Origin of the sequence: Geosporobacter ferrireducens, assembly GCF_001750685.1 — a bacterium.
GTDB classification, from domain to species: Bacteria; Bacillota; Clostridia; order Peptostreptococcales; family Thermotaleaceae; genus Geosporobacter; species Geosporobacter ferrireducens.
This window is the reverse complement of sequence record NZ_CP017269.1, coordinates 3,789,497-3,811,787: the sequence shown is the minus strand read 5'-3', so window position 1 is coordinate 3,811,787 and position 22,291 is coordinate 3,789,497. Positions and strand designations below refer to the sequence as shown.

Below are 22,291 nucleotides of genomic sequence, written 5' to 3'. Positions count from 1 at the left end.
CCTCTAAATTATTTTTTGAACATTCACAATTAAATGATAACATTCCACCTGTTGCTTAACCATGGAATTCGTTGCCAATGTTTGTACTTTCTTGGCCTCAATTTATTTTTCTTTATAAAAAAAAGATATCCTAACTGATAAAAGACAGGATATCTTTATGTTTTTATCGATCCATAAACTTCGTAGGAGAAATACCTACATATTTTTTAAAAGCTTTGCTAAAATAGCTTGGATCCGGATAGCCTACTTCATAAGCTGCTTCCTGTACAGTTTTGTTTTCTTCCCGCATTAAATATTTTGCCTTTTTCATTCTCACTTTGATCAAGTACTCTTTAAAATTTATTCCCTCTTCTTTTTTAAAGCATTTGCTAAGATAGTAAGAACTGATGCCAATAAAATCTGCAGCCTGCTTTAAAGAAATATTTTCCTTATAATTTTCTTCAATATACCCCTTTACGCTTTCTATCATTTTTTGATTCCGATCCTGCTTATGATGGGCTATGATATCGATCATATCTTGGACTAGCTTTTCCATATATCGCTGAATATCATGAAATTCTTGTGTATTATCAATAGCCTTATGAACATTTTCGAGCTTTTCTAACTGGAACGTATTACCAAAAAATTGAATGATATTTCTTTCAAGTAAGACATAGAGCTGCTTAAAGTAGCTTTTTGAGCCTTCCAAATTGGCGTTCTCAAAATGTGTAGAAAGATAATTGCTTATATCCCGTATGATCTGAATCGTACCTAAAGCATCTTCATTAATGATCTTCTCACATAGCATGACTTCCTTTTCATAGGGATATTGGAAGCTTTCTGTTTTATTTCTGGCCTCAACCTTTTCCAGACTTGCTAACTTTCTTATCTTTTTTTTCGCTTCACTGTAGGCCGTTTTAATATTAATCATATCTCGGTAATTCCTGCTTTTTCCAATATAGCACAAGCCCCTAGCAATTGCTTCTATATCACATTGTACCTCTTTCAGAGTACTGGCAATCCCCTCACTAGTCTGCTGATCCTCTAAGTTCTCTCCAAATATGAATAATACCAATTCCTTAACAAGCACATAACCCACTGCTTGTAGTGAACTTTTCTTAAACTTTCCTTTTACTGTCTCTAATAAGGCTCCGTCCAGTATGTTTTCCAAATCTACTCTTATATTAATGCATAGGAAAGTATTGTATGAGATGTCTAATAATTGTTTGTAATTCTCCAATTGATCTATCGATAGTCTCGTACCATGAACCAATTGGATAACGATTTCTTTTTCTAAAAACACACCCAAGCGTTGTATGTGCTGCTGCATCATATACCGCTGATTCAGCTGATTCTCCCTGTCCCTAATTTTTTCAATCGCCTTCTCTACAGCTACATTGAATTTATTGTTAGAGAAGGGTTTCACTAAATAATCTACAATACCAATGGGGATTGCCCTTTGCGCATATTCAAAATAACTGTATGCCGTAAGGATTATGATTTCAACCTCTTTCAATTCTTTTTTAATTTCTTCTGCAGTTTTTAGTCCATCCATTCCTGGCATGTGTATGTCCATTAGAATAATTTGAGGTTGTAATTCCAAAGCTTTTTCCAATCCTTCACTTCCGTCCGCTGCTTCATATACAATCTCTATTTGATCTCCAAAAAATTTTTCTAATAAATAGCATAAGGACTTTCGTTCTATCAGCTCATCTTCTACGATCATCAGCTTAATCATTTCCCATCGCCTCCTTCATAGGAAGATAGATTGTAACAGTTGTTCCTATCCCCGGTTGGCTTTGAATAGCTATTAAATTTTCTCTTTTATAATTCAAAGCTAATCTTTTCTTTACATTGCTAATGCCCATACTTGTTTTTTGTCCAGTTTCTGCAGCATCCATTGCGCTAGATAGAATACCTTTTAACTTATTTTCTTCAATACCTTTTCCATTATCCCCCATGATGATTTTTAAATAACTTCTTTCTCTTTCAATTGTAATGAATACTTTTCCGCCTCTCTTTTTATCTTCTAAACCATGAATAATTGAATTTTCAACAATGGGCTGTAAAATCATAGGCGGGATACAAACGCCCTGTAAATCTGCTGTACACTTGAATTCAAAGTGCATTCTTTCTTGAAATCTCATTTGTTGAATAAAAGTATAGGCTCGGAGAGCGCTTATTTCCTTTTCTATCGGAACCATTTTCCCTTTGCTCTCTAAGTTATATCTAAGAATTTCAGATATTGATTCTATCAGCAGCACCGTATTATCTGTATCCTCCAGCATAGCCGTTCTTCCAATCATGTTTAAGGTATTAAATAAAAAATGTGGATTCATCTGCATTTGAAGTGCAAGCAGCTGGGATTCTTGTAGGAGCTTATCCTTTTCTACATTCATTAACTTTTCATGGCTTAATTGAATCTCTACCTCAGCCTTTGCATTCAATTCTTCAATATATCGCTTGATATTCTTTTTCATATTGTTGAAGGCGTCTGCTACCATATTTAATTCTGAGAACGGGTTTGTTTTTATGTCAGGAATTTCCCATTGCGCACTAGATAATTGTGTTGCAGTAACGCAAATCTCATCCATTGTACGAAATATCCCTTTAGAAAGGGCAACCGCAAATCCTATACTGATCAATCCAAAAACCGTAACAATCATATACATGTTTTTCTCTATATCTTTTGAACTATATAGGAGTTTTGCATACTCAGCTGTACTATAATCTAAATAGGAAAAAGTAAGCATCTGGGCTTCTCTATTCATGTATGTATATAAATTTCTTAGATAGGAAAACTGTATATAGACTTTTATATCTAAGACCTCACTGCAAAAAATTTCTTCTGCTGCCTCCTGCTGATAGGCCTGCATATTTCTTAATGCTCTAAAATACATAGAACTATTTCGATCATTGATAATATCATAGCGTATAGATTCAAGAATGCCTTCAATTTCCTTGTTTACTAAGTAATACTCCACCAATACGTTAGGATCCCTGCCCCTTAGATATTGTTCAAAATTCTGTGCGCTCTGATTTATTTTTACAGGCAGCGCACTTAAATTCGTATTATTGCGTGCAAAGTGATCATACTCCCGGATAATTTTATTTTGATTGGAAACAGAAGCGATCAATCCAATGAACATCGTTATGATAATAAGCACATATATACTCATGATCCTAAATCGAATCGACTTCCTTGCAAGTATCCCCATATGTTCACTTCACACCCCTGCTTATAAAGAAATTTCTATATATTCACTTAAATTCGACAAAAGCTGTAGAATCCCTTCCTTCATGCTTTTTCCCCTTTGTTATTAACACATAATTATTTATAAAAAAACCTTAGAGATACTCCAAGGTTTTCTATAAATCTTTTACTTTTTAAAATCTTCCCGCTGCGGTGTAAAAGCATCTACTACCACTGCATCTTCCAGCGCAGTCACACAGTGTGGTATATTACTAGGTATGTAAATACTGTCTCCCTGCTTAACTACTTTGGTCTCTTCTCCTAATGTAAATTGAAAGCTTCCTTTCGCGATATAGCTAATTTGCTCATGTACATGTGTATGGGGCGGCAAGCTGATACCCTTGTTAAAAGTTACTTCTGTCATCATCAAGCCGCCACCATAGCTGACTACCTTTAAAACAACACCCTCAGCGGGATTTTTAACCAAGGCTTCTTCATTTTTAAAAAACATTTTTTATCCTCCTTCTTATATAGAATATAGGGTAAATATACCAGACTTTTGACCTTTTGCAAAGGCCGATTTATATGATAAAGTCCCCTCCAGTATATGGAGGGGACATATGGGAAGGAGCATGAGGTAGGTGGAAAACGCTCCTTGTTCCTTATTTATAAAGGGGCTCTGGCCTCTGGATAAAGTGAAGGATGTTGCCTTCGATATCTCTAAAGAACACAGTACTTACACCTTTAGGATTTGTTTTTAGTTCTTCAATAATTTCAACCTGATGGTTTTGAAGGTTTTGGTATTCTTTTTCTATATTATCTGTACCAAAGGCCAAATGTCTGATCCCTTGATCCTTATTGTTTCCCTGATCCGTTGGATTCTCAGCAGGATAGATTTCGATCATGCTTTGATCCTCCATCAGCAGGAAGAAGGTTGGCATTTCTTTTTTATTATCATATACAATTTTAAAGTCAAATACTTTTACATACCAATCCTTTAATTTCACAGTATCCTTTGCACAGATACCCACATGCTCTAAAGTTAACATTCTCTCATCCCTCTTCCGATAAATTCTTATCGCTGTACTCTTCCGGAAGCATCACCTTTCATTAAGGTTTCCACTTCTTCTATAGACACAAGGTTGAAGTCTCCTTCGATCGTATGCTTTAAGCAAGAAGCTGCTACTGCATACTCTAGTGCATCCTGATTGCTCATGCCTGAAGATAAGCCATGAATTAGACCAGCTCCGAAAGAATCTCCTCCACCTACACGATCTACAATGCGAATGTCATATCTCTTTGATTTATAGAATTCTTTCGTGTCATAAAGCATAGCTGACCAACCATTATCAGAAGCAGAGAAGCTTTCTCTCAGAGTGATGGCAACATATTTTAATCCAAAACGATCTACTAATTCCTGGGCAACTTTTTTATATCCTTCATCACTTAAATGACCGCTTGTGATATCTGTTTCCTCTGCTTTAATGCCAAATACTTTTTCAGCATCCTCTTCATTTGCAATAACTACATCACAATATTTTACAATCTCTCCCATTACTCTTCCTGCTTTTTCGGTAGACCAAAGCTTCTTTCTGAAGTTTAAGTCAACACTTACAGTCACGCCGGCTTCTTTTGCTGCTTTTACTGCCTCAAGGGTGATTTCTGCACAATTGTCGGATAAAGCTGGTGTAATTCCTGTAAAATGGAACCACTCTGCCCCTTCAAAAATTTCTTTCCAATTAAAATCTTCTTTTTTCGCTTCAGCAATTGCAGAATGTGCTCTATCATAAATTACTTTAGAAGGTCTCTGGGATGCTCCCTTTTCACAGAAGTAAATTCCTACTCTATCTCCACCTCTTGTAATCAATGATGTATCTACGCCATATCTTCTCAGTTCATTCACTGCGGATTGTCCAATTTCATGTTTTGGCAGCTTCGTTACAAAGTATGCATCTTTACCATAATTCGCTAAAGACACGGCAACATTTGCCTCTCCTCCACCATAAACTACACCAAACTCTTTAGATTGCACAAATCTATCATATCCTAGTGGTGCCAATCTTAGCATGATCTCTCCAAAAGTAACAAATTTACCCATGTTCGTTTCTCCTCCTATTTAGCTCTCGCTTTTCTTACTTCTTCCACAAATTTGGCAGCTGTTTCTGTTACTAATTCATAATTACCTGTTTTAGCTCCCTTTGTCAGGTCTCCGCCAGTACCAACTGCTACTGCGCCTGCCTTAATCCAGTCTTTTACATTATCAAGATTCACGCCACCAGTAGGCATAAAATTGCCTTGTGGAAGCGGTCCTTTGAAAGCACTAATAATGGATGGTCCAAAGGCACTACCTGGAAATACTTTTACGATCTCTGCACCTAACTCTAATGCTTCGATTGCTTCTTTCACTGTCATGATTCCAGGCATTACCGGTACTCGATAACGGTTGCATAATTTAACCGTTTCAGGATTTAGGCTTGGACTTACGATATATTCTGCTCCTGCTAAGATACAAGCTCTCGCAGTTTCAGGATCCAGCACTGTACCTGCTCCAATAATTACATCTTCATTCTTATAAGCTTGTGATAGTTCCTTGATGATATCTACTGCTCCAGGTACTGTCATGGTGATTTCCAATGCTTTAATTCCACCATTTTTCACTGCTTCTACGATTTTTATTCCTTCTTCTTTCGATTCAGCTCTGATTACGGCAACTACACCGGATTCAGCTATTTTTTTGATTGTTTCAATTCTTTTCACTTTATGCACCTCCGCACTTATGTTGTACGTCGTCAGACAACTTTATTTTTATTATATACGTTTTCCTATGTAAAAAGCAATACTTTATTAAAGAATTATTGTCAAAATATTAGAATTTATACTTAACGATATTGTTACACAGGCAAACAAAAGAACTCCTCTAGCAGTTCTTTTTCATAGAAATCTGAGTCATACCTTGTTTGATATGTTCTCTCATATAATTTCTGGCAGCCTCAGCATCTTGATTTTTAATAGCATCTAAAACTTTTTCATGATATGCAAGGACCTTTTCATTACTTTCCGGAAGGTCTTTTGTTTCAAGATATCCTTCAATGATAGAGTCATTGATAATTGGAACAATTCTTTGAATAATAGGGTTTTGTGTACTTTTAGCAATAATATTATGAAAAGTTATATCTGCTTTTGTGTGATTTCTCCCTTCTGTTATGTCCATTTTCAGCTTTAAAAAGACTTCTTCCAATACCCGTATATTTTTTTCCGAGGCCCGTCCGGCAGCTAAAGCTGCCATCTCCGGTTCGATAATTAATCTGGTTTCGAACAGGTACAATAATAGGTCCTTTTTATTCATAAAGGTAACACCTAATGGGTCTGTCGCAATACCAGGCTTTTCACATACAAAAGTTCCCTTTCCCCTACGGATCTCCAAAATATTCATAGAAATAAGAATTTTAATAGCCTCTCGAATCGTAGACCGACTAACATTAAGCTTTTCCGCCAAATCTATTTCATTGGGCAGTTTATCTCCCGGTTTTAATTCATGATCAACAATCAATTTTTTTATATTATTCGCTACTTTTTCTGATAGTAGTACTTTCTCAAACATGCCTTTCTACACTCCCTGCATCATTTACTCTATAGGTAGTATATCATAAATTGACAATTCTGCATTCATTTCTTTCACACAATTCCTATAAGCAGTCCTTTTCTGCCTTCCTGTAAAAAAAGAACCGCAGTGCTTTTTTCTTACCTGCACTGCAGTCTTGTGTAGACGGTTTTTATTTTGATATGTCTCCATACATTTCAAGAATTTCTCCATAATACAAGGTATGATAAGTTTTTTCTGCCACATTTTCATCATAGTAGGCTTCTCGAATAGAAGGATCCAAAGCTGCGGAATTCATTGCTTGCTTATAGACAACTTTACATTCGATGTGTAAAAAAGCTTCTTCAACAATAGGTGAATCTACACTTTTTGACTTAATCGGCGTTAAGTTTGTTTCCTTAAATTTGTCAAACTCGCGGCCCGATTTGCTGCCACAGAAACCCATGGCTTTGCTGTAGCCCTTATCAAAAAAGTTTACTGTAAAATTGTTTCCTTCCTCTAACAGCCTGTAGGTATGTCTAGAGTCTCTAACCATAGCTACAAAGATAGGCTTGTTCCAGGCAAACATAATGCTTCCCCATGCAATCGTCATGGGATTGGGCTTTTCTTCATGACCCTGTGCCACCAGCAGTACCCTTCCGCTTTTTAAAATCTCTAACATTTTTTCTGCATACTGTGGAAACTCAATATTTTTCTTTTCCAAAATCCCTCAACTCCTTTATATTCACAGGATAAGTCCTGTATTTTTTAACAAAATAGCCAGATGAAACACTTTATCTGCCAAATAATCATTTTTTATTTCTACCCAAAATTCCATAAGATATAACTCAGTTTATTCTCCTCCATAAGAACTTTTTTCCGTAAGTCGTCCAAAAAACCGGCAAGGCTTCCTTCAGTACAAATATACCCATACCTAAAAATAATAACCCTGCTATTGTATGAAGAATAGGAATCGGTACATATCTAGTAATGTAATTACCGAAATAAGCGGCTATAAATGTTACTAAGGTTAATGCCAGAGATGCACCTATAAAAATCGGTAAAGGCTGCTTATGCTGGGTCGTCAGTGTAAACACCGCCAACTGCGTCTTATCTCCCAGTTCTGCTAAAAAAAGCATCGTAAAGGCTACAAAAGAAAGCTTCCAGTTCACGAAACATACCCCCAGTTTTGTTGAATCCTTCCAAAAACCATATTTATATCAAAGGTACAATAAAAGACCCTTAACCTGAGCCAAAAATAATGCGCTCACGTTAAAGGTCTCGCATCCATTAGGTGGGATAAAGCCAGGCACGTTGCCAGTATGTTGACTTTATCTAGTGAAAATCACTTGCTACTCCCCTTTATACGTCTAATCGCTTGTATTATATCACAGGGCTATTTATTTTGCAACGTATACTTGTTGTATGTAGTTGTCTTTATAATGTATCCAATAAAATGTCATACAATTCCTCCGGAGTATCGGCTTGAACCATTTCATCATGAATAAAAACATATGGCCCGGAAGCACACTCATCACAATATCCCCAGCAGGAGGCTACTTCAACCTCAACCTCGGGTTTTTCACCTTTAATTTTTTCAATCACTTCATTGGTACCATAACCATAGTTGTTTTCACATACCTTAATAACAGCCAACTTCATTTCTCCTTTCTGAGAAACTTATTCTATAAATATTATTGTGTTCGAAACAGTTATTATACAAAATTCATGTTTAACCTTATTGTATTTATCTTTGCTTTTTGAAAAACAGTATACTTTATATCTTGTCCATGAAGTTATTTCCTTTACTTTTCATGTAATTACTTAAAGAAATATAAAAAGATACTGGTTCAAAAGCTTACATCAAAAGTGGCTGCTTTTAAACCAATATCTTTTTTTCTGCTGTATTCAGGCTATGCTTCAGGTTCTACAGGATTTAACATTACCTGGATCAACTCCTGTGCTTTACAGAATTCTTCTTCCGGCACATATATTTCTACATTGTTCGCTATTCCTGTTATGATTTGTAGATAGGAGTCAATTCCACGCTGTTTTGTCAAAATAGGTATATTGTTGTCCCTCAATAGGTTACTCATCAAGCTTGCTTCTATACCCTGGGCTGTAGCCAGCAAAAGCCAGCCGGTCTTTTTAGCAACTGTTATCGCTTTTTTCTGTATTGGTTTCTCCGCTACCAATACTACCCCGCAATCACGGCAATGATTATACCCCTCTCGGTATTCAGTACTACAATTCGGACACCACGGCATACCTATATTCCTCCTTTTCTTTTAGTAAACATATGGCATGTCCCAGCGCTAGCAGGGAGTTCTATCTACACGATCTGAACTCCCGTTTTTTTATATCTACCCAAACCCATCATTTTCAATCTTAAAGGAAACATCTTCTGATTGCCATTAGAAGTGTACATGCACCAGCCAGAATTTGATTCCCTTATCGCTCCACCCCAAATCCCAAGGCACTCTATAGCGGTCTGTATTATGTGAATTTACCAGCACATACCCCTTGCTATCCGCTCCTGTTATTACAGAGATATGTACTACCTTCCCGCCTTTTTCATATGCTACAAAATCCCCAGGCTGCAGCTTATAAGCCGCTTTATGTACCTTCTCGTAGGTGCCATTGGCAACAAGGGAAGCTCTTCCGCTATAAAGCATGTAGTTCTTAAATGCCTCCGCGTTGACCCAAGCCTTGCTGCCACCTTTCTCATAATTCCACGTGGATGTCTTTCTAAATTTGCCGCCTTCATGCAGAATCTGGGAAGCATAGTTGGCACAGTCACCGCCATAGGGATTATAATTTTTATATTTTTTATTGTACCCAAAATCACTTTCCTTTGCTGCCCCCACATGCTGATCTGCATAAGCTATAGCGTTTGCTCTTCTTTCCAGCAGCGGTGCCGGATCTGGCCTTTGGGCAAGAATATATTCACGGATATTTTCCTTTTTTTCCTGCTCTAAATATAAAGAATTAGAAAAGGGATCAGAGTACCATTCCTTTCTAACCAGCCATTGTTGCTCTTCTGTTTTTATCATATCTAGAGAATGATAGGTTCCAAGCCTAAAGGTATTAATGGTCAGTGGATCATCCTCATAAACATACTGATAGGTAGTAGATACCAGTAGGTTGCACTTGTATATAAATTCTTTTTCTTTGACACTCCTAAGCACCGTCTTTGATCCAATATTAACAAACCTCACGCCTTGTTTTCCTGCCCAATCATGGAGATATTTCATTTTTTTCTTTTCGAATTCTAATGCCCATACACCTAACTTAGTCTCCTGATCGTATAGAGTTTCTAATGCCGCTTGGTCTTTTTGGAGCATAGCTTGGCTTCTTCGGATGAAAATTTGCATAATCACATCTGCCAGTTCTTCCTCTACTTCCACTGACACAGTTTGTGAGAGGCTATTAAGATAATATACACTAGCTGTCAGCACTGCCATGGCCGTAATGATGAGTAATAGCTTTCGTAAAGGCTTTTTTCGAAATATAGATAAATACACTGTATTCCCTCCTTTGAATCCCTATAAGATTATATGTAGAGAAAAGCTTAGCTAGGATAAAAAATAAAAGTTTCTGTGGAGATTTACAGAAACTTTTATTCAAAGAGTTCAATACCTAGGCTTTTATAAAATTCTTCATCAATATCATAGCTTTCAGTTAATTTGTTATCTTTTCGAAATTTTATTACTTGATCTTTCATATGTTCTCCGTAAATCCCATCTACATCCTTGGAATAATACCCTTTCAGCTGCATCTGTTTTTGTACAGCATATACATCTGCCCCCCGATCACCAGGCTTTATTGTACGAAATCCATTGTCGAAGGGGCCAAATACACCGCCATGAATGAATACGGCAGTTCCTACCTTTACCATACTGTACAATTCTTCTACGTCTGCGTTGCCCATTTGTATACAGCCGCTGGCAATTACAATACCGTCATCCATTTGATTTGTGAGACCGTGTATTCCATAATTACCCCAGGGTACATTTAGTCCCATCCATCTGGGTCCAAAACCTTCACGCCATTTTCCTTTTGCCTCTACTTGCCATGTTCCGATCGGCAGTGCAGCGGAATTGCTGTCAATGGCTATATCGTATTCTCTTAAGATCTCGTTTTTCTCATAGTCAAATAAGGTTAGCGTGTTTTCATAAATATCTACGAAAATTGCTAGAGCATTATAGTCAGGATTATCACGTATAATCTGTTCTTCCCAAGCTACATATTCATTTTCTTGAGAGATCCGGATAGGAATGTTCAGCTTTACCTTATTTCCTGTATATGTGAAAAATTTACCGCTGTATAATAACAATGTTACACAGGTCAGGCAAATCATTGTCCATAAGAACCACTTTTTCAATTGAATCCCTCCTCTGCATATTTCATTATATGCAAAGGAATTCAACTGCTATTACTATGAATTCTATACGGTCAGGCATATGCTCTCTATTTGGTAGATTTACCATGCAGTTGGATACACTTTGAAGTTAACATCATATATCCATTGGACTCTTGATATTAGGCTAGTTTACAGTTGTTTCATATAATAGAATGGCAGTTTATGCAGTTAGAAAAAGTAAATAATACGCCATCATATTTATTATTCTGTCCTGTAACTGCAACATTTAATGGGAAGAATGCACATTAATTTTCTCTGATTTTATCTATATCCTCAATATACAAAGATATTTCTCCGCACTTAGTACAAATTGCAACTTTAGGCTCTTCCTCTATTCTATCCGCAAATATTCCCGTACCTTTAGCAATTTTAATTCCGTAAGCTGCCCCTTTAACTCTAAGATTAAATCCTTCAATCATTTCACTCTGACACTGTCTGCAAACTCTCATGCTAATTCCCCCCATTTAGTATTATTCAATAATCTTTATTATATTTTGTTCTACTGTTGTGACCCAATGTAAGAATAATGCGTTTTATTTAACTATTGTAAATTGGAACTTTTTCACTCCAGAGGTGCAACTTTGAATATTAAATTACCTTCTAAATCAAATCCATATAAATAGTCAGTCTTTAAAGCATCTCTTGTCAATACTAACACTCTATTTTCTCCTGAAAAAACAATTACGGTTTCAACTTCTCCGAATTTGTACTCTTCATTGCAACCTTTAACAGTATTAAAATTATTAGCTCCTGTTGAAAAATGAAACCTATCATCTATTTTAACGACTACGACACATTATGAGAACGTTTTGATCAATCCATAAAAACATTGTAAAGCTTATCTAGATCAACTCTTCCTTCTATAATCTTATACTTGCGATTATTTATAACTAAATAATCGTTGTCTATCAAAGTAATTACTGAACTGTCTTTTTTCTCAATATCAACTCTATAAGAATAACTTTTAGGCATCTCCCCATCATATATTTTTATCGTGTATCTCGATAGCTTTGCTATAAAATCATCTATAAGATACTGATTGCCTGTTCCTGCTTCTATGTGTTTGTCGTTTACTGTAATTGACTTATAATTATTTTGAACTAGATCAACTACTTCAGAAACATTTATCTCTTTTGGAGTAATCAGCCATGAAATTCCACCAAAAAGAACAATGACACCAATAATAGATATAAATATTTTCTTTTTCATAGTAAATTCCCCCACATAATTCAATTCGTAGTATTCTACATATATGTCTTAACCCTTCTTCATTATAGTCTATATCTGAGGAAAATTCCAGCATATGGAATAACTTTGCTGCTAACTAAAAAAGGATGACCCACGTCATCCTCTTCTTATTTGGCAGATAGTTATCATTTTCCTATTGTAAAATAGCCTCAAACCTTTGGATTCAAGGGATAGTGAGTAACGTATTCTTGTCGGCAGATACCCCACTCTGCACTTGGAATATTTTCCTGCATTTCATGATATTATTTTGCAAGAGATTATCAATTATTAATGTCATTAGATTATTCAACTATTAATTTTCTCCGCTCCAGATAAGTTTCAAAATTAAAGTTTTGCCAAAATGCCCTGGCTTCCGTATTATCTAATGCAGTATAAAGTTCTATTTCCTTAATATTCTGCGCTTCATACCATTTTAAGAGTTTATTTAAGAGCTCCTTTGCCACACCTTTTCTTTTATACTCAGGTAAAACTGCTAGAAAAGGAATATACCCAATTTTATTTGGAAGAAGTGTTCTAGCATTATCGTCTATTGCACCGATTATTAAACCCATAACTTTATCATTATCTTTAGCTATAAAAGCCAATTTACAATCATCCGTCTCTATATTTTTGATATAGTCGGCAAAAATCGTCCAATAATTTGGATTGAAAGCTAAACTCTTATGTACTGCAACATACGCTTCTATTATTGGCTGTAATAAGTCTGTATTATTGAAATCTAGCTCTTGTATACTAAACACCCTGCTGAGCCCCCCATCTTAGCTGTAATAGCTAAATATTACCATTTTTTGTATCTGTTTTCAATAATAATATAGTACAATCAAAGCAGTTATTAAAATGTATTTAAATTTTGAGCTTGCTGATAAACCCCTCCCAAGATCCTCCCGGCTCCGCGACAAGGCCACTTTTATTGAAGGAAACCATTGAAAAAAGTAGCCTCGTCAAAGTCTTTTGCGTTTGGGAAGCTTAGGAGGGGTTTATCTTAAAATATGACTTTGTCAACAGCCTATTTTCTTTCATTCAGAATCCTATTCTGAAAAAATATTTTGAGAATAGTCGGTTGAATCCGGTTTGTGCCATGTAATTCCTGCACTAATGGGAACACCGTCTTTATAATTAATTTGAATCTCCTCCTGAGGAATCTCAGTGGTATTAATATATATCTTCACATTGTCTGCCGTACCTGTATAAAAGGTAATCCCTCTAATTTGATCTATGATTGGTACAAAAAATCCTCTTTGCGGATCGTTGATTCCTTTTATATATATGTCTATATCTGTGTCTGCTTGAAATGCTTCATATTCGATAAACTGATGGCAGCGGTTGTATTCAAGTAGTCGTGAAGTTCTTGCTACTAAGATCTTTCCTTCATCTTGGTACTTTTTTAATCTTGTAAATGCTTCAATTGCAGAATAGGGCAGCGTTCTATCGTCAATAGAGTTTCCCATATGGTTTGCTATGATAGAATACCAATTTTGATCTACAATTTTATCAAGATGCTCTTTAGATAATTGATTGTGTAAATTATATATATCCCATTGCCATAGATATTTGTCATCCTTTATTTTATGTGTGTATCGCTTAAAGCCCCAGATTTTTTGCCCATCTTTTAATGTTACAGGAAAAATCATTGAGTTATGCCCAATTTTATTATCTCCCTTAGAATCCCATAAAAATTCGATTCCATAAGGAATAGTAAGGTCTGTATGGTATCCAGCTGTATTTGGCACATCGCCTTGTTGATACTCCGTGGATTTATATCGTCCTCCAAAGTTTTGAACATTAGCCGCATTGCCATGATTAATCCAAACCTTTATCTTTATATCTTCTTTTTCTAATTCTTCAACTGCCTTTACTGCATGTTCTCTTTTAAATTGGATGTCCTTATAATTGTTTCTTGAGAAGTCTCCAAAAGAGTGAATAGAATCTATCCATCCGGCATTAATAAAATGCTTTATCTCTTTTGAAAAATAAGGGGTATTCCAATCGCCACCTTTAAAATAGCTTATTTGTTCTTGCCATGACAGTGTGTTATTTGCATCTATATATCCTTTTTTGTTATTTACATTATACATCCAAAAAGAATCACTAATGTCTAGACCCAATCCGTACCCCATTGTGGTATGCTGAGTAGTGTTTAAAAATCTGTGAATTTCAATAAAATCTTGATAGGCTGTGCCATCAATATCGTTTGCTACTGCAAGTATAGATTCAAAAGGGTGTGGAAATTTACGAAGACTTAGTGAAACTGGAACTTTAAGCTTAACCTCAGGAGTAATTTCTTTTACTTCTTCGAAGGTCGGAATTTGATTTTCTAAGGATGCCTCCGTCTTTAAGGAACAGGCAGAAGAAAACAATAGAGTCATTGCTATAAATATAAAAATAAAACTTTTTCTATAAACCATAAAAGCCTCCTTCGAAATAAGCATATATAAGTTAATTATAAGGGTTTACAGATGGATAAACAATCAAATGTGGAATAATTTGCAAAACAAATCGCAAAAGGATGATCTAGCCCTCCCCCTATTTGCCTTAACTCATCTGTTTGCGTGTAAACAATTGATTCGCTTTCTTATAGTAGCATCTACTTGTCTCTATTTTATTATTGATAATTTTAATAAACCTTTGAATCATCATTTGATTTTTTCATTCTCTCACTCAATGGACAGTCTATGTAGTGGTTTATAAATCGAAAATAAAAAAAGATGACAGAGCCATCCTTTTCATTCCAAACTATCAATTCATTAGAGAATTTTAAATTCTTTTAAGTCAATTACCGCTTCTACCTTAACTAAAATATCCAATCCCAATAACCCGTTTATTTTTCCTTTTGGGTCAATGATCCCAAAGTCCAGTTCAACATCTTTGAGCAGAAATGACCCTACTCTTACTGTTTTTACTTTTTTTACGAATGAGTGATGTTCACTGTCCCCAACACCTACAAAGGTCACGATTTCATCATCTTCCTCCGGATAAATCTCTATTTCATCTACAATGTCTGGGGATATAATCGATTCTGCTGCACCTGTATCTATTACAATGCTGTCAATTACCTTTCGTTTTCCCCTATATTCTATCTCAATTGATGTAAATAATAAGCCATCCCTATAATCTATGTTCATTATACCAATCCTCTATAGATGTGTGACTGAGAAAGCTTACTTATCCATCCAAGACCGTAGGGGCAGGCCTTGTGTCTGCCCGCTGCATTTTCGGGAGGACCACAGATCCTCCCCTACCAGGATCTAGGTCTTAAATCGGGTTGAATGTTAAATGTCCCAGTCACACATCTATATAAGCTCTGATGTTTTTAACCTTTACCACTATTTCTTCATTTTTCGTGTGATATACTAAGTCATCTGCTTCTCCATTGACCAAGAGCTTTGTTGCTTCCTTTGGGTCTTCTATAGGCTTGACTACTGCAACATCATCAATATATCTTTTATCATCTATCGTATGATATTTTAAGACTTTTAGTAGCACAAACTGATTTGGATACAGTTCTCGAACAGACTTCCATTTCATAAATTTCTCCTCCTATATTAGAAGATTATTATCTATATTATACCATAGTTTGCCTCTCTCAACGCTTTCATTCCATCACAGACAAAATACTTCTCTTATTTAGTTTCTTTATGAAATGATAAAAAGGATGACCCAGTCATCCTCATTCTGTTTGGCAGATAGCTATCATTTTTCTATTGTAAGAAAGCCTCAACCCCTTGTGCTCAAGGGGTATAGGGTAACGTATTCTTGTTGGTAGATACCCCACTCTACATTTAGTGATATTTTTCCACATTTTATGATATTATTTTGTATGGTACTGTCTATTTTTATTCTATTATCATGTTCGTATAATGAATAGCATTGTATTCGGAAGTTGAGCCTATTAAAACCAACACCCTTAATCAAGATTAAAAGTGTTGGTAGAATTTACAATTGCTCAATTTCCGAAACATAATATAGAACGAAGCCGCGTCACCACTACCTATGGGATTTCAATATTTTTCATCCTCCATAAAGGACCAATTTTCATATTTTCGTAGTAGAAACTTATTAGTTTCAGCCTTACTATATTAATATTTTACACTATTTTCCTATAAAAGGGTATAGTTCCCCCCTCCCCCAGAAATATTGATTTATGCCGTTTTGATTTCTCTTTCTGGCGGTGAACAATTTTTAGGAATTGGCTTTTCTTTTGTAAGCATTTTTCCCTTTTCACAGCAAGGACATCTAGTAATATCTACACCTGTTAATTTTAAAAGTAGCTCTGCTACACTTAGCTTAACTACGGCGTTATCATCTTTCCTTAAAACGACACCCATCATTACCTTGCACTTCGTAATCTTTATCTTTCGATTTCGATTGCTTAAAATCCCATAATGTCTAATTTTTACAAATCTACTGGGTAGAATATGGATTAAAAACCTACGGATGAACTCCTCAACAGTAAGAGTCATAAGTTTTTTCTTGTTTCCATCACGATAGTTCCTCCAACGGAATGTAACCTGTCCATTATCAAGCTTTACAATTCGATGATTTGAAATGGCTACCCGATGGGTATAGCGTCCAAGGTACTCAAGTACGTGCTCCGCACTCTGAAAAGGAGGTTTGCAATATACCACCCATTCTTTTTTGTACAATTTGCCAACGAAGTATTTAAAATCCACTTCATTCTTAAGAATCTTAACATCTCCTACAAGCTTCAACTTTTTTTCAGAATAAATACGTTTAAGATAATACAGGAACTTACCACGAAACTTTCTTGATAAAACCTTTACTGGAATGAAAAAATTTTTTCTCGCACTGATCCACCGACTACCGTCATGGGACAGTCCACCCCCAGGAACAATACAATGAATATGAGGATGATCCATTAAATTTTGTCCCCATGTATGGAGAATAGAGATAAATCCAATCTCACCACCCAAATATTTTGCATCTCTACCTAGTTCCAGAAGGGTTTCCGATACTGCTTTAAAAAGAATGGAATATATTTCTCTTTGGTTCAATAGGGTCATGAAATTTAATTCTTCAGGCATGGTAAATACCACATGAAAATACCCTACGGGTAACAAGTCCTTCTTTCTGTTTTCAATCCATCTTTCTTTTGTAAGGGTCTGACACTTAGGACAATGCCTATTCCGGCAGGAATTATATGAAACCCTTATGTGACCACAGCTATCGCACTCATCAACATGCCCGCCAAGGGTATGGGTTCTACAGGACGCAATGGCAGACATCGCCTTTAATATATGATTGGGCAATCTATGTTTTTCCCTATAGCCCTGTCCATATTGATTGAATATATCTTGTAGCTCAACCATTATTTACACCTGTTAAAGAGTCTAGGGGACTTACTATATTTAGCAAATCCATTCTTCTTAAATGCAAGTAAATGGTTGTGGTATTGATGGAAGTATGACCAAGAAGTCTCTGAATGTAGCAAATGTCGGTTCCTGCCTCCAAAAGATGGGTAGCAAAACTATGTCTTAGGGTATGTACAGAAGCATTCTTCTTAATTCCGACCCTATCTTTGGCATCTTCAAATACTCTTTGAATGGTACGTGCAGTAATGGGACTTTTACCATCTGCGCCCATAAACAGATAATCACTAGGATGATATCGCATCCAATATTCTCGTAAAATATCAAGATTGGTCTTAGACAAAAGTGTATATCTGTCTTTTTTACCTTTTCCACAGCGAACAGAAATTTGCATGTTCTTACTATCAATATCAGAAACCTTAAGTTTTGCAGCTTCGCTGACCCTAAGACCTGCAGCATAAATAGTCATAAGGATTGCTTTATGTTTAAGATTAGATACTGCATCAAGAATGGATTTTACCTCAGACTGAGACAAAACAACAGGCAGTTTCTTAGGCTCTTTAATTCTTGAAAGTTTTTCTACATTCCATTCTCTCGTAAGAGTTTTAGAAAAGAAGAACTTCAGAGCACTATGAATCGTATTGACAGTTCCTTCACTCAAACCTTTATTTATGATACAATGGTGTAAATATTGACGAATTTCATCTTCACCTAATAGATCTGGGGACTTACCAAAATACTTGGCAAAACGGCTCACATGAGCTACATAGTACTTTACAGTAATTGGACTATACCCCCTAAGCTCCATGTCCGTTTGCATTCTTAATCTTAATTCAGACATACTAACACTTCCTCTCTATTTTTCTCGGGATAGTTAAATATTAAAGGAAGTGTTGATATGAATAAAGTGGCATCTTTAATCAAGATACCACTTTATTTTTATATTCTAAGTAGGTTTAAAGGGGTCAGCAGCCACCGCGATAGCGGTTTAGTTCTCTCCTTGAATTGCGACACAAACCTTATATTTAGTCCAACTTACATTTTCTCGATATTAAATCCACGACTTTGAAATTTATCCTTGCAAATAGATAGATGCGTTTTTGTCATTGATCGATCACCAGAAGGTGGAATTTCAACCAATGCTTTTTCATTATCCTTTTGAAGAATGATTGTTTTCGAGTATCTTATGCAATCATTAAATGCATCAATGAAATTTTCAAAACTTGTATTATGAGTAATTTTGTACAAGTGCTTCTTCAATCTATCTCACTCCTACTAATTGTAAATTTAACGCACAAAAATACCGTAAGATTCAGTTCTGAATAATACGGTATTTTTGTGATAAATCAATTCTTAGCTTTATTCCTATTAACAATAAGAATACATGCCACTAGAGATCCAATTTGTTGAACTATATCTTTGGACTAGATTTCAGTGCGTTTTCTACTGCTTTAAGTAAGGCTTTACTCGTAGTGGTTGCCCCTGATACTACATCCACATCCAGAGATTGCTCTTCTAAAATTCTACTAATGACACCTTCTGCCTTTTTTGCATGTGATGAATCTCTATTACTAATGACATCAATTTTTTCAAGCTTATGTTCTATTACACTTACCTCTACCTTGTAAGTGTGTGAGCCGTAGCTGAAATCGCCCTTATATACTCCATCATTTATCTTATTCAAATCTACATTTTCTATTGGCATATTTCTAATAACATCTAGATTTTTTTCATTTGGCAATATGAAAAAAAGATATATGCCTAATGTGATTAATAATATTGCAGATGTAGCAGCAATCAATACTTTCTTCATAATAATTTCAAACCTCCTTTTTCTTTTACAACTATATAAACGTTTGTTGTAATAAAAAGTCTGCAATTATTTATGTAGATAAAAAATACCGTATTATTTAGTTTTCAAGGTTCATTATTCACATCTTTGTTCCTAATACTTGTTACGTATAAAAATACAAATGTGTACTATACCTTCTTCATTATAGTATATTTTATCTCAGCATCCCAGTATATGGAATCCCATATTAGTCCAATAAAAAAAAGGATGTCCTATGTCACCCTCTGTTATCCGGCGGATAGTTATCATTTTTCTATTGTGATAGCCTCAAACCCTTGCAGCCAAAGCTAGGGGTTAACGTATTCTTGTCGGTAGATACACTACTCTACATTCGTAAATTTTTCCATATTTTGTGATATAATTTTACATGGGATTGCCTATTTTTATCCTATATAGAATGTTCGTATCATCCTTGTAATGCATCATATCTCCATCTCTCTTCCTAATATAGATATTCCATAACACTGTAAATAACTATGCATTCCTACTTTGGAATTAATTTGAAAGATAGAATATAATATACTGTAATTAGTATTTAATCAGGAGGATATATAATGGATAAGAAAAAAATGGAGCTATTTAAGAGGGTAAATAGACTATATCGGTTACTTAGAATTCTAAATTGTATATTTTTTCTTTTAGGAGCTATATCCATATCTTTTTTCCTTCCTATATTCCCATATGGAGGCGTTAAACATGGTCTTGCGCCTGTGTTTTCCTTTATGTTTGCTCTCGAGTATCCAAAGTTCTTCTTCTTTTTTGGAATTGGAAATTTTATCTTTTTAATAATTGGCCTTTTTATCCAAGTAAAACTAAAAAATAAGTATAAGGATATTATTATGGATTAGAAAAGTAATTTTTCTGCGGCATTTCAATAGGATATTATGAAATATTTACACATAAATTGCATTACTATATGATTTTTTGCACACTCTTCTTATCTAATAAAACTAATGGGACTACAGTGGTCCTATTAAAATAGCATAAAAACAACAGCATTCTTAAACATAATCTTAATTAAAAGAAGGTAACTTAGTTTATCTACAGGTTATTATCATAATCTTTATCTAGAATTATCCAATATCTTTGTGTAATTCTATTTTCTTCTGGTATTTCATTTTCTAATATGCCCCCATTATTTATTATAGTCCTTGCCGATGCAACATTATCTTTGTCGCAAGTGATGAGAACTTTTTTAATATTTAATTTTGCACATTCTGATAAAGCTAATCCTAACATCTCAGTTGCATATCCTTGCTGTCTTTCTGATTTTCTTATACTGTAACCTATATGTCCTCCGAAATTTAACAAATAATCATCTAAGCGATGTCTAATATCAATCATGCCAATTAAACGACCGTCAGCTGTAGAAATAGCCATATATGTTGTTGCTGGAACTAATCCGTCTCTTACAGTTTCTTCTCTTAGATTATCACAAAATCCACTATACCACTCTTCAAAAGTTTCAGCTTTTCTCAAACCCGCAGTACCATCCAGACTATCTCCATTTTCAATAAATTCTCTTTTATAATCCATAAGTTTCTCTTTATACGCTGGTGTTGGTAAAACTAATTTCAATCTTTTCATCTTTTTCCCCCAATTATATAAATAATCCTTATTGCGTTTCTATGTACAATTACACCTATTTATATAGAGATTATAGCATAATTACTATAGTCTTTTACATCAGTAAATAATATCATCAAGTCTAAGCTTTTCAATTGGTATATTCATTTCTCCGATTTCTGAATCTTCAAATTCACCATGACAATCAGAGCCACAGGTTATAAGTAAGTTTCTGTCTTTACAAATTTCAATGCATAGATTTGTAATCTCCCTTGTATGTGATGGATAATAGCATTCAATACCATCTATACCTGAGTTAACAATTCTCAATATTTCATTCTTAAAGTCGTCTATGTTAGCTTCTTTGATAACTTTACCTGGATGTGCTAAAATTGCTTTACCTCCAGCGCTATGAATATATTTACAAACTTGTTCTATAGATGGAAATTGTACACAGTTATAGGAATGTTCATGCTTTGAATACAGCATAAATCCTTCCAGTAAACTTTTCGTTAGACCTTTCTCAATGAAATAATGTAATGCTTTCCAGCCGCCCTTTCTTTTATCATACTTGAAGTCTGTATAATCTGATAATGTTACACAGTCATAATCATGTTCCATTTTTTCAATTAGCTTTATATTAACTTCCTCTAAGAGATTACGGTTTTGTTTAATGAACTGACTGAACTCTTCATTAGCCAAATTTATACCATATCCTAAAATATGATAATTAACTCCATTGTCGACTGCGTCTACCTCAACACCCGGGATACATTTTATATCATAACTGTTGCAGAGCTTCATTAATTCCATCGAACCATCAAGTATATCATGGTCTGTTATTGCTAATAGACCTACCCCTTTATTAGATGCTGCTATTATAATTTCTTCTGGAGACATTGTTCCATCTGAGTAGAAGGAATGAATGTGCAAATCTGCAATTTTTCTAAACATTATATTCCCCCTTAAGTTCAATATAATTTGACCTTTCTTCGTTTTGCTCTACTGCTATGGTACAATATAAGAATGATGCGTCACAACAGGGTCGCGGACGACCACAGGGAGTGTTCCATGCATCACATACCGACAGGCTGTTATTTCCTGTAGGGGAGAACATTGTTCT

25 protein-coding genes are annotated in these 22,291 nt (G+C 35.1%); 1 reads left to right on the top strand and 24 read right to left on the bottom strand.

The genetic code is table 11. The features are described from left to right. Window positions 1–163 precede the first annotated feature (163 nt). The 22 genes from Gferi_RS17900 to Gferi_RS17790 all read right to left on the bottom strand — a co-directional run bounded on the left by Gferi_RS17900 (window position 164) and on the right by Gferi_RS17790 (window position 19,563). Complete coding sequence (locus Gferi_RS17900) at window positions 164–1,717, bottom strand: response regulator transcription factor (RefSeq protein ID WP_069978906.1); 1,554 nt, start codon at window positions 1,715–1,717, stop codon at window positions 164–166. Further along, window positions 1,710–3,197: a sensor histidine kinase gene (locus Gferi_RS17895; RefSeq protein ID WP_069978905.1), complete on the bottom strand. Its 1,488-nt coding sequence runs from the start codon at window positions 3,195–3,197 to the stop codon at window positions 1,710–1,712. Before Gferi_RS17895 ends, Gferi_RS17900 begins: the two co-directional genes overlap by 8 nt. 162 nt (window positions 3,198–3,359) lie before the next feature. Next, window positions 3,360–3,683, bottom strand: a complete 324-nt coding sequence (locus Gferi_RS17890) for a cupin domain-containing protein (protein WP_069978903.1) — start codon at window positions 3,681–3,683, stop codon at window positions 3,360–3,362. Between the two features lie 151 nt (window positions 3,684–3,834). After that, entirely contained in the window at window positions 3,835–4,221 is a 387-nt protein-coding gene (locus tag Gferi_RS17885; protein ID WP_069978901.1) for a VOC family protein, read from the bottom strand. 26 nt (window positions 4,222–4,247) lie between these two features. Beyond that, window positions 4,248–5,270, bottom strand: coding sequence for a sugar kinase (locus Gferi_RS17880; protein ID WP_069978900.1), 1,023 nt, complete (start codon window positions 5,268–5,270; stop codon window positions 4,248–4,250). A gap of 14 nt (window positions 5,271–5,284) precedes the next feature. Next, window positions 5,285–5,929 (bottom strand): bifunctional 4-hydroxy-2-oxoglutarate aldolase/2-dehydro-3-deoxy-phosphogluconate aldolase, encoded by a 645-nt coding sequence (locus tag Gferi_RS17875; protein WP_069978898.1) that lies wholly within the window; start codon window positions 5,927–5,929, stop codon window positions 5,285–5,287. Between the two features lie 160 nt (window positions 5,930–6,089). Next, on the bottom strand, window positions 6,090–6,773 hold the full coding sequence (locus Gferi_RS17870) for a FadR/GntR family transcriptional regulator (RefSeq protein ID WP_069978896.1): 684 nt from the start codon (window positions 6,771–6,773) through the stop codon (window positions 6,090–6,092). A gap of 172 nt (window positions 6,774–6,945) precedes the next feature. After that, complete coding sequence (locus Gferi_RS17865; RefSeq protein WP_083273625.1) at window positions 6,946–7,476, bottom strand: flavin reductase family protein; 531 nt, start codon at window positions 7,474–7,476, stop codon at window positions 6,946–6,948. Window positions 7,477–7,600: 124 nt separating this feature from the next. Then, the gene (locus Gferi_RS17860; protein ID WP_069978894.1) at window positions 7,601–7,924 is read right to left on the bottom strand and encodes a TMEM165/GDT1 family protein; all 324 of its coding nucleotides are present in this window, start codon (window positions 7,922–7,924) and stop codon (window positions 7,601–7,603) included. Window positions 7,925–8,189: 265 nt separating this feature from the next. Beyond that, complete coding sequence (locus Gferi_RS17855; protein WP_169833014.1) at window positions 8,190–8,408, bottom strand: DUF1450 domain-containing protein; 219 nt, start codon at window positions 8,406–8,408, stop codon at window positions 8,190–8,192. Between the two features lie 257 nt (window positions 8,409–8,665). Beyond that, window positions 8,666–9,019, bottom strand: a complete 354-nt coding sequence (locus tag Gferi_RS17850) for a putative signal transducing protein (RefSeq protein WP_069978890.1) — start codon at window positions 9,017–9,019, stop codon at window positions 8,666–8,668. Window positions 9,020–9,166: 147 nt separating this feature from the next. Next, window positions 9,167–10,276, bottom strand: a complete 1,110-nt coding sequence (locus tag Gferi_RS17845; protein WP_069978888.1) for an amidase domain-containing protein — start codon at window positions 10,274–10,276, stop codon at window positions 9,167–9,169. 95 nt (window positions 10,277–10,371) lie between these two features. Further along, on the bottom strand, window positions 10,372–11,136 hold the full coding sequence (locus Gferi_RS17840) for a L,D-transpeptidase family protein (protein ID WP_069978886.1): 765 nt from the start codon (window positions 11,134–11,136) through the stop codon (window positions 10,372–10,374). Between the two features lie 284 nt (window positions 11,137–11,420). Then, window positions 11,421–11,624, bottom strand: a complete 204-nt coding sequence (locus Gferi_RS17835) for a hypothetical protein (protein ID WP_069978884.1) — start codon at window positions 11,622–11,624, stop codon at window positions 11,421–11,423. Window positions 11,625–11,988: 364 nt separating this feature from the next. After that, complete coding sequence (locus tag Gferi_RS17830) at window positions 11,989–12,384, bottom strand: hypothetical protein (protein ID WP_069978882.1); 396 nt, start codon at window positions 12,382–12,384, stop codon at window positions 11,989–11,991. Window positions 12,385–12,704: 320 nt separating this feature from the next. Further along, window positions 12,705–13,163 (bottom strand): GNAT family N-acetyltransferase, encoded by a 459-nt coding sequence (locus tag Gferi_RS17825; RefSeq protein WP_069978880.1) that lies wholly within the window; start codon window positions 13,161–13,163, stop codon window positions 12,705–12,707. Between the two features lie 288 nt (window positions 13,164–13,451). Next, the gene (locus Gferi_RS17820; RefSeq protein WP_083273624.1) at window positions 13,452–14,828 is read right to left on the bottom strand and encodes a hypothetical protein; all 1,377 of its coding nucleotides are present in this window, start codon (window positions 14,826–14,828) and stop codon (window positions 13,452–13,454) included. A gap of 339 nt (window positions 14,829–15,167) precedes the next feature. Next, window positions 15,168–15,545: an aspartyl protease family protein gene (locus Gferi_RS17815; RefSeq protein WP_069978878.1), complete on the bottom strand. Its 378-nt coding sequence runs from the start codon at window positions 15,543–15,545 to the stop codon at window positions 15,168–15,170. Between the two features lie 160 nt (window positions 15,546–15,705). Continuing rightward, on the bottom strand, window positions 15,706–15,948 hold the full coding sequence (locus Gferi_RS17810; RefSeq protein WP_069978877.1) for a hypothetical protein: 243 nt from the start codon (window positions 15,946–15,948) through the stop codon (window positions 15,706–15,708). Window positions 15,949–16,562: 614 nt separating this feature from the next. Continuing rightward, window positions 16,563–17,750, bottom strand: coding sequence for an IS91 family transposase (locus Gferi_RS17805; protein ID WP_069974525.1), 1,188 nt, complete (start codon window positions 17,748–17,750; stop codon window positions 16,563–16,565). Next, window positions 17,743–18,591 carry a site-specific tyrosine recombinase/integron integrase gene (xerA, locus tag Gferi_RS17800; protein WP_069974526.1) on the bottom strand — a complete coding sequence of 283 codons (849 nt, stop codon included), beginning with the start codon at window positions 18,589–18,591 and terminating at the stop codon, window positions 17,743–17,745. The genes Gferi_RS17805 and xerA overlap by 8 nt, the downstream gene beginning before the upstream one ends. 570 nt (window positions 18,592–19,161) lie before the next feature. Continuing rightward, the gene (locus tag Gferi_RS17790) at window positions 19,162–19,563 is read right to left on the bottom strand and encodes an FMN-binding protein (protein ID WP_069978869.1); all 402 of its coding nucleotides are present in this window, start codon (window positions 19,561–19,563) and stop codon (window positions 19,162–19,164) included. Between the two features lie 593 nt (window positions 19,564–20,156). On the opposite strand from Gferi_RS17790, the gene Gferi_RS17785 reads away from it, so the two are divergent. Beyond that, window positions 20,157–20,450 carry a hypothetical protein gene (locus Gferi_RS17785; protein WP_069978867.1) on the top strand — a complete coding sequence of 98 codons (294 nt, stop codon included), beginning with the start codon at window positions 20,157–20,159 and terminating at the stop codon, window positions 20,448–20,450. Between the two features lie 193 nt (window positions 20,451–20,643). Here Gferi_RS17785 and Gferi_RS17780 read toward each other — a convergent pair whose 3' ends face one another. Then, window positions 20,644–21,189, bottom strand: coding sequence for a GNAT family N-acetyltransferase (locus Gferi_RS17780; protein ID WP_069978866.1), 546 nt, complete (start codon window positions 21,187–21,189; stop codon window positions 20,644–20,646). Window positions 21,190–21,288: 99 nt separating this feature from the next. Further along, complete coding sequence (locus Gferi_RS17775) at window positions 21,289–22,122, bottom strand: PHP domain-containing protein (protein WP_069978863.1); 834 nt, start codon at window positions 22,120–22,122, stop codon at window positions 21,289–21,291. Window positions 22,123–22,291 lie beyond the last annotated feature (169 nt).